Origin of the sequence: Amycolatopsis sp. (assembly GCF_035276945.1) — a bacterium.
Taxonomy (GTDB): Bacteria; Actinomycetota; Actinomycetes; order Mycobacteriales; family Pseudonocardiaceae; genus Amycolatopsis_E.
Genome location: NZ_DATELF010000003.1, coordinates 110873 through 122495, shown reverse-complemented (window position 1 = coordinate 122495; position 11623 = coordinate 110873). Strand labels below are relative to the sequence as shown.

The following is an 11623-nucleotide window of genomic DNA, read 5'->3' as shown; positions in this document are numbered from 1 at the left end:
ATCCCGAAGCCGACCATCGCCGCGCTGACCGGGTACGCGCTCGGCGGCGGGCTGGAGTTGGCGCTGTGCTGTGACCGGCGGGTCGCCGGGGACAACGCGCGGGTCGGGCAGCCGGAGATCCTGCTCGGCATCATCCCGGGTGCCGGCGGCACGCAGCGGCTGGCCCGGCTGGTCGGGCCGAGCAAGGCGAAGGAAATCGTCTACACGGGACGGTTCGTGGCCGCGGACGAGGCGCTGTCGCTGGGGATCGTGGACGAGGTGGTCGCGCCGGACGACGTCTACGAGACCGCGCGGCGCTGGGCCGGGCAGTTCGTGAACGGGCCGGCCCGGGCGCTGGCGGCGGCCAAGGCGGCGATCGACATCGGGCTGGACAGCTCGCTCGCGGACGGCCTGAAGATCGAGAGCCAGGTCTTCGCGGCGCTGTTCGCCACCGAGGACCAGAAGACCGGCATGCGGTCGTTCATCGAGAACGGGCCGGGGAAGGCGACGTTCAGTGGCAAGTGATCCCGCCCCGAACCCGCACGCCTCGGCCGAGGAGATCGAGGCGGCGTGGTCGGATCCCAAGCTGGCCAACGTGCTCTACCACGACTGGGAGGCCGACACCTACGACGAGAAGTGGTCGATCTCCTACGACGAGCGCTGCATCTCCTATGCCACCGACGTGTTCAGCGCGGTCGCCGGTGAGCAGGACCAGCCTTATCCGACCGCGATGGAACTGGGCAGCGGCACCGGGTTCTTCCTGCTCAACCTGATGCAGGGCGGCGTGATCAAGAAGGGGTTCGTCACCGACCTGTCGCCGGGCATGGTGCAGGTCGCGCTGCGCAACGCCGAGCAGCTCGGCCTCGACGTGGAGGGCCGGGTGGCCGACGCCGAGCGGATCCCGTATCCCGACGACAGCTTCGACCTGGTGGTCGGGCACGCCGTGCTGCACCACATCCCGGACGTGCCCTCGGCGTTCCGTGAGGTGCTGAGGGTGCTCAAGCCGGGCGGGCGGTTCGTGTTCGCCGGTGAACCCACGAAGATCGGCAACTTCTACGCGCGCCGGCTCGGTCAGCTCACCTGGTGGCTGACCACGAACGTCACCCGGCTGCCGGTGCTCTCGTCGTGGCGCCGGACGCAGGAGGAACTGGACTCCTCTTCGCGGGCGGCCGCCCTGGAAGCCGTCGTGGACCTGCACACGTTCGATCCCTCCGAGCTGGAGCGGATGGCGACCGGTGCGGGCGCGACCGAAGTCCGCGCGGTCACCGAGGAGTTCGCGGCGGCGCTGGCCGGGTGGCCGATCCGCACGTTCGAGGCCGCGGTGCCGCCGGAGAAGCTGACCGTGCGCTGGCGGATGTTCGCCTACCACCTGTGGCTCCGGCTGTCCGCCCTGGACAAGAATCTGCTGGCCAAGGTGCTGCCGCGGGAGCTGTTCTACAACGTCATGATCACCGGGTCGAAGCGCTGACTTATCGGTTCTCCCTCGACGACGTCGCGTTCCTGACCTCTTCGGCCGGCGAACGCGCCTTGGCCGGGTGCGGCGCGCTGCCGCTGACCGGGGCGAGCAGGATCGCCGACGTCGCCGCGGCCCGCCGGCTCGCGGGTGAACGGTCGGCGGTGGTGCTGGAGACCGTGCTGCTGCGCCGCCGTGCGGTGTCCAAACTGGACTCCGCGGCGGGTTGGCTGTGCACCGGGGACGCGCTCCAGCAGGCGAGCGCGTCGCCGGTGGCGCGGCACCGGGCGGCCAGGCTCTCTGGCCGGGACGTGCACGACGTGACCTGCTCGATCGGCGCCGACCTCGCCGAACTGGCCAAGGTCGCACGGTGCTGCGTGGGTTCGGACCTCGATCCGGTGCGGCTGGCCATGGCCAGGCACAACTGTCCCGGGGTCGCCCTGGTCCGGGCGGACGCGCTGCGCCCGGTGACCCGGGACGCGGTGGTCGTCGCGGATCCCGCCCGCCGCGACGACGCCGGCCGCCGTACTTGGCGCCCGCGGGATTTCGTTCCCCCGCTGGACGAGTTGGCCAGGGTGTACGCGGGCCGGGATCTCGTGGTCAAGTGCTCGCCGGGCATCGACCGTGCCGTGGTGCCCTGGGCGAACGAGGTGGAACTGGTCTCCCTCGACGGGCAGGTGCGCGAGGCCTGCCTGTGGGCCGGTGACCTCGCCACCGTCTCGCGCCGGGCGACCGTGCTGCGCTCGGACGGTACACGGTGGACCATCACGGACGAGGAGCCGGACGACATCGAAGCGGCCGCGCCGGGCGAATGGATCGTCGACCCCGATGGCGCGGTGGTGCGGGCGGGGCTGGTCCGGCAGTACGGCGCGAGGCATGGCCTGTGGCAGCTCGACGAGCGGATCGCCTACCTCACCGGGGACCGGCCGCCGCCGGGGGTGCGGGCGTTTCGCGTGCTCGAGCACGGCCCGTTCCAGGAGAAGGCGCTGCGTGCCCTGCTGCGGCGGCACGAGGTGGGCCGCCTGGAGATCCTGGTCCGTGGCCTCGACGTCGACCCGGACGCCTTGCGCCGCCGGCTGAAGCCGCGCGGACCCGCCGAGGCCACCGTCGTGCTCACGCGGATAGGCCGTTCGCCGCATCTGTTCCTCTGTACGGCGCAACGCATCCCGCCCGCTTGACCACCAGCGCTGCCGTCCTGCTGCTTCCTCGGCGGCATCGGTGACAAACGTCAGCGGCCGTTATCTCACCGCGGAGTCACTGTTGATCAGTGCCTGGCCGTTGCTGACGATCATGCCGAGCGTGTGGGATTCCCGGTGACGCGCACCGCTGTCCAGGAAATCGATGGTGACCTCGACCGTGTTGTCCCCGGCCTGGGTCGGCCCGGCGACGATGGAGAGATCGCTGATCGCGGACCAGAACCGCACGTAGTAGTCCCTGCCTATCCTCGCCTGGAACGCCGGGCTGAGCCTGCTCCAGCCGAGGTCCAGGTTTCCCGGCACGATCGAGTAGTACTCCCTGACCGCGTCGACCAGCGAGGCCGTGGCCGGTGGTGCCGTGTTGGGGGGCGGTGGGGGGACCGTGACCGTGATCGTGGTCGGAGTGGCCGGTGCGAGCGTGGAGCTGCCGGCGGGCTGAGGGGTGGAGGAGCTGGCCGAGCCGGCCATGGTGGGCGCGGTGGGCGCGGCGGCCGGTGCCGTGGCCGGGCCGGGCGCCGCGGTCCGCTCGTCCTTCCCCGGCAGCAGCACGACCAGCGCGGTCACCCCGGCCGCGACCACGACGAGCACGGCGAGCCCGGCCAGCACGAGCCGTCGCCGGTTGCCGGGTTCGTCCTGCGGCATGGCCACCTTGGCCAGCTCGCGCGCGACCTGGGCCATGGTGGGGCGCTCGGCCGGATCGAGCCGCATCATGCGCGACAGCACGTCGGTGAGCGGACCGGTCTGCGTCGGCGGGGTGTACCGGCCCGCGGCCGCGGCGTACAGCACGGCCATCTGGTTTTCCGAGTCCCCGTAAGGAAACCGGCCCTCGACCGCGGTGTAGAGCGTCGCGCCGAGGGAGAAGACGTCGGAAGCCTGGCTCGGTGGTTCACCCCTTGCGGCCTCGGGAGACAGGAACGCGGGCGTACCGGCGAAGCTACCGCTGCCGGTGATGGTGCCGTCGTCCGCGGCACGGGAAATGCCGAAGTCGGTGATCTTCGCGGTGCCGTTTTCGCCGATCAGGATGTTGCCCGGCTTGACGTCCCGGTGCACGATGCCCGCGTCGTGTGCGGCGGCGAGCGCGGAGGCGGCGCCCGCGCCCACGCGTGCGGTCTCCTCCGGCGACAGCGAGCCGCGCGCGGTCAGCACTTCGGCGAGGCTTTGGGAGGGCAGGTACTCCATTACCAGCACCGGCTTGCCGTCGTCCTCGACGACGTTGAAAACGGTGATGGCGTGCCGATGTTGCAGCCGGGCGGCCAGCCGCGCTTCGCGGAACGACCGTTTCCGGGCGAGCTCGGCCTCCGCCTCGGTCAGGTTGGGCGGCAGCAGAAGTTCTTTCACCGCAACGGTTCTGTCCAGCACCTCGTCGCGCGCGAGATACACGACGCCCATCGCGCCGCCACCGATTCTGCGCTCGAGCCGGTAGCGGCCGGCGATCACGCGGTCGTCGGTCGTGGTCTGAACACCTTCGCCGGGAGATGGCACAGGCGAGTCCGGTGCTTCGCGGTCTTCGGTTCTGTCGTCGGCTGGTCTGTCCCCGGTCACCCCCCCAAGGCTACGTGCCGGCCCGGCGCGCGATGAGGAGACCGCCCGAAGCCTTACCCGGCCGGCCGTAGGACTCGGCCACCCGGGTGCGGTCGTGCAGTTCGACATGCCAGCCCTGCCTGGTCAACCATTCCGGAGTACGCGGTCCGAGACCGCCCTTCCACATCGCCGCGTGCCGGGTCATCCCCGGGGTCTTCCTGGCTTCGGCGACCGTGGCGGTTTCGGCGGCCGTGACGTGCTCGAAGGAGATCTGGCTGCCCGGCGCCGACAGCTCGCCGACCGTCGTGAGCAGCCGTGCCGTCTCGAGCGCGGACAGGTAGATGAACAATCCTTCGGCGAGCCATGCGGTCGGCTCCCGGCGGTCGAACCCGGACTCGGCGAGCTTCGCCGCCCAGTCGCCGCGGAGATCGGCCGGCACCGTCACGCGCTCGCAACGCGCTGTGCTCTGGGCCAGAACGTCATTCTTGAAGGCCAGCACCTCCGGCAGGTCGAGCTCGAACAGCCGGGTGCCCGGCGGCCAGTCGAGCCGGAACGCACGGGCGTCCAGACCCGCGGCCAGGAGCACGACCTGGCGGCAGTGTCTTCTGGGTCTTCGGGGTCTTCGGGGTCTTCTGGGGGCACCCACCTGGGGGCAAGCCCCCGGACCCCCTGCGGATTCGCGGAGGTAGTCGTCGAAGAACCGGGTGCGGATGATCGCGCTTTGCACGAAGTTCCGGGTCAACGAGGTCATTTGCACTCGTGAAGCCGTGAACGCCTCCGGCATCGCGGCCACGAATCTGGCCGCGAAAGGATCTTCGAACAGCCGGTCCGGCCGCTTGCTTTCCTCTGCCCGGACAACGGCCACGCCGAGCGCGGTCTTCCCGACACCCGCGAGTCGCGTGTCTCGCATGGGAACCTCCTCACCAGTGAGATCTCTCAAAGTACATCTCTAGAGATGTATCTGCAAAGATGTAAAATGACGGATGTGGACGGCGGCGAACTGCACCGGCTGGGCAGGCGGTTGATCGAGCTTTCCCGCGGGGCGACCGGCCAGGCCGGCGATCCGCCGATGACGCCCGGCGAACTGGCCGTCCTGGAGGACGTCCTCAAGCATCCGGGTACCTCGCTCACGGAGATCCGGGCACGCACCGGGTTCGTGCAGAGCCACGTCTCGACGTCCGTGGCGCGGCTGCGGGAGCGGGGTTCCGTCGAGACGGCCCCGGATCCGGACGACGGACGGCGCGTGCGGGTCCACGTGCCCGAACGGATCCTGCGGGTGATCAAACGGCGCTCGGCCCGCCGGATCGATGCCGCGATCGCGGAGGCGGTCGGCGACGAACGGGCCGAACGGGTCGAGGCACTGCTGGCCGAACTCGCGAAGCTGCTGCTCGAATAGCTCGGGCAGGCGGTCGACCTGCGGGGCTGGGCCCGCGATGTGGTCGAGCGGATGGGCCTGATGGACGAGATCCGCGCCCGGCACCCCGGCGTGGTGGGCACGGCCGGGGTGCACGAGGCCGGTCGCCCCGCTGTGGAAGTGGGCTCAGGAGTTGTCGGGGCGGGATCTTCGCGGAAATCGAGATCCTGCGTGGCGATCTGGCGCGAATGCCGTACGACGCGGGAGGACGTCGTGGACTCGATGGCGAAGCTGGCGGAAGGCACCGAAGGGGTCGAGGTCCGTTCCGAAGCGGCAGGTCCCGCCGCTTCGATCTGGTGGGCGCGGACGGCGTGCATTCGCGGGTGCGGCGGCTGGCGTTCGGTCCCGAGTCCGGGTTCGTCCGCGATCAGGGCCACTACAAGGTCGTCTTCGCCGTGCCGGGCGCGCCGGACCTCGACGGCTGGCAGCACATGCGCGTCATGCCTGGCCGCGAGCGCGCGGGACGCTGTCCGGTCCGCGGCGGTGACGGCCGGGGATGTTCCTTTTCGCCGGGCCGATCCTCGACTATGACCGTCACGACATCGAATGGCAGAAAAAGTTCGTCCCGGATGCCTTCGCCGGCGAGCGCTGGGAGGTGCCGCGGCTGCTCGAAGCCACGTGGGCGCCGTCCGATTTTTGTTTCGACCGGAAAAGCATCGTTCGCGTGCCGGGGTGGTCACCGGGCCGGGCCGTGCTGCTCGGGGACCCGGCCTTCGGCGGCCGCATGGGCATGGGCACGAGCAGGCCGTCATCGGGGCCCACGTGCTGGCCGGCGAGCTGACCGCCGTCGGAGGTGATCACATCACGGCTTTCGGGAGTTACCAGAGGTCACTGGGCGACCATGTTGGGGGGAACCAGAAGCCGATGCCGGGTGGTGTGAAAGCATTCCTGCCGAAGACCGGCCTGGGGATCCGCCTGGGAAATGGTCTCACCAGGGTGATGTTGGCCGGGCCGTGGCGAGGCATGCTGACAGCAGGAATGCAGGACAAGACCAACAGCGTCACACTGAGAAATTACGCGAACGACGCGATGCTGGTAGACGGCGAGCGGTGAGAAGAGGATGCTTGCCGTGACCGGGCTTTCGGCTGAAAGTCCATAAAGGACTGTCTCTTGGAGAGGCACCATGCGCCGGTTACGGTGGCGGCCCGCCGTGGGGCGCGGAGGTGCCGACGAATACGGGAGGTGCTTGAAGGATGGTGGCGGTGGATTCTCGTGAGGACCTCGTCCCGCTCCCGACCGACTTCGACCGGGCGTGGCGTGGGTATGACACGCGCCAGGTCCACGAGTACGTGGCCAGTGTCGAGGCCGACATGCGCCTGCTGATCGCCGACCGGGACGCCGCCGCTGCCAACGCGGAGGATCTCGCAAGGCAACTCGAGGAGTTGCGCACCCAGAACGACCGGCTGCGCGAGAAGGTCGACCGGGTCGCCCGCACCCCCATCGAGCCGGACGGGCTGAGCGAGCGGCTGCTCCGCATGGTCGAACTCGCCGAGGACGAGGCCGCGGAAATCACCGAGCGTGCCCGGGCCTCGGCGGAGCGCAGCTGGACGGCGGCCGAGAAGGCGAGCCAACGGCTGCGCGAACGGCATGAGCGCCTGGTCACCGAGCTGGACACCCGGCGCCGGGAGATGGCCGCCGAACACGAGCAGCTGATGGCCCGCACCCGCGCCGATGTCGAAGCGCTGACGAAGCAGGCCGGGGAGAACCGCCGCAAGCTCGAGGAACAGGCCACGCGCCGCCGCCAGCAGGTGGAGAACGACTTCGCCGAAGCGATGGCCGTCCGCCGGGCCAACGCCCTGCAGGCCATCGCCGAACAGGAGAAGAAGGCGAAGGAGCAGGCCGAACAGCTGGTCGCGGAGGCCACCGAACGGTCACGGTCGATGATCGAGGACGCGCAGGGCAAGGTCGATGTGCTTCGTGACCTCCGGCAACGCATGGCCGAGCAGCTCAGCACCACGCACAGGCTGCTCGCCGAGGCGACCCCGATGCTCGAGGAACCCTTCGGTGTCCCCGAACCGCGAAACGAGTTCGAATCCGCGAAGGCCGCCGACCCCGGTGAACATCGATCCGGAAACGGCGCGTCACCCACCGCCGAAAAGACGGTGGCAGGCTAGCCCGTCCCGCCCCGTGACACACCGCGAGCGCAGTGTCCGGCGGGAGGATTACGTTCCCGCCTACCTGAGCTTGATCTCCAACGCGCTGTCCTGGGGCGGCTCCCGGCTGTTCCTGCGGCGGTTCAACGTGGGGATCAACGAGTGGCGGGTGCTGTCCGCGATCGTCAACGCCCCCGGCAGCACAGCCGCCCGGCTCGGTGCGCTGCTGGGGCTGAACAAGTCGGTGATCAGCCGTAGCCTGCGGCTGTTGGGCACTCGGGAACTGGTCGTCGTCGACACGAGTGGCGGCAGGCGGGCGCTTTATCTGACCGAGGCCGGGCACGAGTTGCACGACCGGATGCTGGAGGTCGCACTCAGGCGTGAGGAGATCCTGCTCACCGGGTTCACCGTCGAGGAGCGGACGCGCCTGCTCGACTACCTGCGCCGGATGTACGAAAACGTCCCGGCGATGAACGCCTACGAGCCAGAAGCGCCTTGACTTCGCAGTCGCCATGACTGCAAGATGCAGTCATGGCGGTGCTCACCATCCGGGATGTTCCCGACCACGTCAAGGACGCACTAACCGCCGAGGCGAAGAAGAACGGCCAGTCGTTACAGGCATTTCTCCTCGCCGTGCTTGAGCGGCAGGCGAACTTCAGCCGTAACAGGCAACTACTGGCCGAGGTTGAGCGCGATCTGGCGCGTGGGGGCGGTGCGGAAGCCGATGCGCCGGATGCGGCGGAGGTGCTCCGTCAGGCGAGAAACGAGCGAGACGGTGGAGGCCACCCTCGGGGTGGCGTGGCGTGATTGTTGTCGATGCCTCAGTGCTCGCCAATATGCTCCTTTACGCCGACGAGCGAGGCCGCCGGGCGCGTGTGGTGCTGGGCCGTGATCCGGAGTGGGCCGCGCCCGAGCACTGGAAGGCGGAAGTCTTCTCGGTGATTCGCGGCCTGACGCTTGGGCACAAGATCAAGGAAGAGCAAGCGTTTCAGGCGGTCGACCGGCTGCCACGGCTCGGGGTCGACCAGGTTTCGCTTGACGACCTGCTTGCCCGGATGTGGCGGCTCCGGAGAAACATCAGTGGTTACGGTGCCGCTTATGTCGCCCTCGCCGAGGTTCGCGGCATCACCTTGGTGACGTCCGATGCGCGGCTTGCTCGTGCGGCTATGGCTTACTGCCGGGTCGAACTCGTCGGAGCCGCTTGACGTGACTCACGACGGCGTTCGTCGGTTTCGCGGCGCAGCCGGTCGGTCTGTTCCGTGAGCGCGCCGATCTCGCCGGCCAGTTCGGGGTGAGCCTCTTCCAGGTGCGCGCGGACCGCGGCCAGCGGTGGCAGTAGCGCGGCGGCGTCGTCTTCACCGAGTGCGCGCCTCACCTGTCCGGCTCTCGGTAGGTTGGGAATGGCGCTGACCTGGCCCGCCAGCCGGCGCAGTGAGCCCGAGTTCTCGCGTGCCCACACCTTCACGGCTCGGTCGCCGGCCCGCTGGTCCCGGGTGGCTCGCACGCGTTCGTCCGCGGTGACGTCGCTGGACGCGGCATCCCGGAGCCGCAGGTAGCGGCGTTCGGCGGCCTGCCTGCTGGTGACGCCGAGCGCCGGGGCCAGTTCGGCCCAGCTGACCCCGAGCCGCCGGGCCACCGCGATCAGGCTGGGCTCCCACGCGGTGAGTTCGGCGCGCAGGTCGCGCAGCACGATGAGCGCGGCGAGGATGCGGCGCGGGTCGAAATCCCCGCTCGTCGCTTCGGAGAGCACCGCGTGGACCAGTTCGAGTTCCTCGCGCAGATCCTTCGCCGCTTCCACCATAGCGTCATCTTGCCGACGACATTCGGACTTGTCAATGGAAGGACGACAGGCTATAAAGGAAGGCATAGCGCGTCGGCATGAAGCGAGTCGAAACCAGGAGGTGTTCACGATGTTGATGCGCACTGACCCGTTCCGCGAGTTCGACCGGCTGGCCCAGCAGGCTTTCGGCACCTGGTCGCGACCCACCTCGATGCCGATGGACGCCTATCGCATCGGCGATGAGTTCGTGGTGGCCTTCGACCTTCCCGGGGTTTCGCCTGACGCGATCGAGCTCGACGTCCAGCGCAACGTGCTGACCGTGAAGGCGGAGCGCCGCCCGATCGTCGCCGACAACGTCGAGATGCAGGTCTCCGAGCGTCCACTGGGCGTGTTCTCCCGCCAGCTGTTCCTCGGCGACACGCTCGACACCGGCCACATCAAGGCGAACTACGACAACGGCGTGCTCACCGTCCGCATCCCGGTCGCCGAGCAGGCCAAGCCGCGCAAGATCACGATCGACGCGGCCGAGTCCCGTAAGGCGATCAAGGCCTGAGGCCCTGCTCCGGGGTGGCGCCCGGATGCTCGCGCCCGGGCGCCACTCGTTCTCCGGTCGCTACGGTGAAGGCGTGAAACTGCTCGAAGAAGAGTTCGTCACGCGGGATCCGGACGTCCTGGAGGCCTATCGGTTCGATCAGGCGGGATTCTGCGACGCCGGAAGACCGGTCGCGCTGGCCCGGCCGCGGAACACCGCCGAGGTGGCGCGGGTGTTGCGGTTCGCCCACGAGCACCGGATCCCGGTGGTGCCGCAGGGCGCCCGCACCGGCCTGTCCGGCGGGGCGAACGCGGTGGACGGTGCGATCCTGCTGTCCCTGGTCGGGATGGACCGGATTCTCGACATCGACGAAGTCGACCACACCGCCACCGTCCAGCCCGGCGTGATCAACTCGGTGCTGTCGAAGGCGGTGGCGGACAAGAACCTGTTCTATCCGCCCGACCCCGGGTCCTGGGAGTCCTCCACCATCGGTGGGAACGTGGCCACCAACGCGGGCGGGCTGTGCTGCGTGAAGTACGGCGTCACCAGCGACTTCGTCCGTGGCCTCGAAGTCGTGCTGGCCGACGGGCGGGTACTGCGCGCCGGTCGACGCACCGCCAAGGGGGTCGCGGGCTACGACCTCGTGCGGCTGTTCACCGGTTCCGAGGGCACGCTCGGCGTGATCACCGAGGTGACGGTGGCGCTGCGGCCGGCCGCGGAGAAACCGCTTACCGCGATCGCGTTCTTCGGTACGTCCGGGGCCGCGTGCCGCGCGGTCACCGAGTACCTCGGCACCGGCCGGCCGTCGGTGCTGGAGTTCATGGACAAGGCGACCATCGACGCCGTTTCGGCCTACCGCGACCTGGGTTTCCCCGGAGACGCCGAGGCCGTGCTGATCGCGCAGTCCGACCGGGGGCCGGCCGCGCCCGGCGACCTGCAAGCGTTTGCGGAGGCGGCGCGCGGCTGCGGCGCGACCGAGGTGCTCGTCGCCACGGACGAAGCCGAGGCCGACCTGCTGATCGAAGCGCGGCGGCTGGTTGGCGTCGCGATGGAGCGGCTCGGCGACCGCCTGGTCGACGACGTGTGCGTGCCCAGGTCGCGGCTGGCCGAGCTCGTCGAGGGGATGGCCGCGATCGCCGCCGAGCACGGCGTGCCGGTGCCGTGTTGCGGGCACGCCGGTGACGGGAACATGCATCCCAACGTGATCTTCGACGGTGGCGATCCTGACTCCGTGCGGCGCGGGCAGGCGGCTTTCGACGCGATCATGGCGCTCGGCTTGCGGCTCGGCGGGACGATCACCGGCGAGCACGGCGTGGGCACGCTCAAACGCGCCTGGCTGGAGACCGAGCTGGGCGAGGTGGGGCTGTCCGTGCACCGGGCGGTCAAGCAGGCGTTCGACCCGCGCGGCATCCTCAACCCAGGCAAGGTCGTCAGCCAGGAGAAAGAGTGACCAGCGCGGCCGTGCCCCACACTCGCGTCGCCCGAGTTCCATGGTCACCGCGCCCGAGTTCGGCTTGCGCGTAGGGCGAGCGGGACTCGCGCGCTGACTGTGGCGTGATGGGGTCGGCGGTCGCGGCGTCCCAGGCGGCCTTGGCAGAGGCCTGGATGAAGTAGGGGTAGCCACCGGAAGCGTCGGGACTCGGGCGCGGTGAGTG

At 69.7% G+C, this 11623-nt stretch carries 15 protein-coding genes; 12 read left to right on the top strand and 3 right to left on the bottom strand.

Going from position 1 to position 11623, the window contains the following annotated elements; genetic code table 11:
• The 3 genes from VJT49_RS00675 to VJT49_RS00665 all read left to right on the top strand — a co-directional run.
• The coding region (locus tag VJT49_RS00675; RefSeq protein WP_324162021.1) for an enoyl-CoA hydratase/isomerase family protein at nt 1–504 on the top strand (504 nt) is incomplete at its 5' end.
• Nucleotides 494–1447, top strand: coding sequence for a class I SAM-dependent methyltransferase (locus VJT49_RS00670; RefSeq protein WP_324162019.1), 954 nt, complete (start codon nt 494–496; stop codon nt 1445–1447). The genes VJT49_RS00675 and VJT49_RS00670, both read left to right, overlap by 11 nt.
• Nucleotides 1444–2610 carry a THUMP-like domain-containing protein gene (locus tag VJT49_RS00665; protein WP_324162042.1) on the top strand — a complete coding sequence of 389 codons (1167 nt, stop codon included), beginning with the start codon at nt 1444–1446 and terminating at the stop codon, nt 2608–2610. Before VJT49_RS00670 ends, VJT49_RS00665 begins: the two co-directional genes overlap by 4 nt.
• A gap of 60 nt (nt 2611–2670) precedes the next feature.
• On the opposite strand, the gene VJT49_RS00660 is transcribed toward VJT49_RS00665, so the two are convergent.
• Both VJT49_RS00660 and VJT49_RS00655 read right to left on the bottom strand, forming a co-directional pair.
• Entirely contained in the window at nt 2671–4170 is a 1500-nt protein-coding gene (locus VJT49_RS00660) for a serine/threonine-protein kinase (RefSeq protein WP_324162017.1), read from the bottom strand.
• Nucleotides 4171–4180: 10 nt separating this feature from the next.
• Nucleotides 4181–5059, bottom strand: coding sequence for an SAM-dependent methyltransferase (locus VJT49_RS00655; RefSeq protein WP_324162016.1), 879 nt, complete (start codon nt 5057–5059; stop codon nt 4181–4183).
• Between the two features lie 66 nt (nt 5060–5125).
• Between VJT49_RS00655 and VJT49_RS00650 the strand changes: the two genes are divergently transcribed.
• The 7 genes from VJT49_RS00650 to VJT49_RS00620 all read left to right on the top strand — a co-directional run bounded on the left by VJT49_RS00650 (nt 5126) and on the right by VJT49_RS00620 (nt 8861).
• Complete coding sequence (locus VJT49_RS00650; protein WP_324162014.1) at nt 5126–5545, top strand: helix-turn-helix domain-containing protein; 420 nt, start codon at nt 5126–5128, stop codon at nt 5543–5545.
• A gap of 514 nt (nt 5546–6059) precedes the next feature.
• Nucleotides 6060–6344, top strand: coding sequence for a hypothetical protein (locus tag VJT49_RS00645; RefSeq protein ID WP_324162012.1), 285 nt, complete (start codon nt 6060–6062; stop codon nt 6342–6344).
• Complete coding sequence (locus tag VJT49_RS00640; RefSeq protein ID WP_324162010.1) at nt 6326–6616, top strand: hypothetical protein; 291 nt, start codon at nt 6326–6328, stop codon at nt 6614–6616. The genes VJT49_RS00645 and VJT49_RS00640 overlap by 19 nt, the downstream gene beginning before the upstream one ends.
• Before the next feature lie 149 nt (nt 6617–6765).
• Entirely contained in the window at nt 6766–7677 is a 912-nt protein-coding gene (locus tag VJT49_RS00635) for a DivIVA domain-containing protein (RefSeq protein ID WP_324162008.1), read from the top strand.
• Between the two features lie 13 nt (nt 7678–7690).
• Nucleotides 7691–8155, top strand: coding sequence for a MarR family winged helix-turn-helix transcriptional regulator (locus VJT49_RS00630; protein ID WP_324162006.1), 465 nt, complete (start codon nt 7691–7693; stop codon nt 8153–8155).
• A gap of 32 nt (nt 8156–8187) precedes the next feature.
• On the top strand, nt 8188–8463 hold the full coding sequence (locus tag VJT49_RS00625) for a FitA-like ribbon-helix-helix domain-containing protein (protein ID WP_324162004.1): 276 nt from the start codon (nt 8188–8190) through the stop codon (nt 8461–8463).
• Nucleotides 8460–8861: a type II toxin-antitoxin system VapC family toxin gene (locus VJT49_RS00620; protein ID WP_324162002.1), complete on the top strand. Its 402-nt coding sequence runs from the start codon at nt 8460–8462 to the stop codon at nt 8859–8861. The genes VJT49_RS00625 and VJT49_RS00620 overlap by 4 nt, the downstream gene beginning before the upstream one ends.
• On the opposite strand, the gene VJT49_RS00615 is transcribed toward VJT49_RS00620, so the two are convergent.
• The gene (locus tag VJT49_RS00615) at nt 8828–9457 is read right to left on the bottom strand and encodes a hypothetical protein (RefSeq protein ID WP_324162000.1); all 630 of its coding nucleotides are present in this window, start codon (nt 9455–9457) and stop codon (nt 8828–8830) included. The genes VJT49_RS00620 and VJT49_RS00615 overlap by 34 nt on opposite strands.
• A 109-nt stretch (nt 9458–9566) precedes the next feature.
• Between VJT49_RS00615 and VJT49_RS00610 the strand changes: the two genes are divergently transcribed.
• Nucleotides 9567–9989, top strand: coding sequence for an Hsp20/alpha crystallin family protein (locus VJT49_RS00610; protein ID WP_324161998.1), 423 nt, complete (start codon nt 9567–9569; stop codon nt 9987–9989).
• A 73-nt stretch (nt 9990–10062) separates the two neighbouring features.
• Nucleotides 10063–11418, top strand: coding sequence for an FAD-binding oxidoreductase (locus VJT49_RS00605; protein ID WP_324161996.1), 1356 nt, complete (start codon nt 10063–10065; stop codon nt 11416–11418).
• Nucleotides 11419–11623 lie beyond the last annotated feature (205 nt).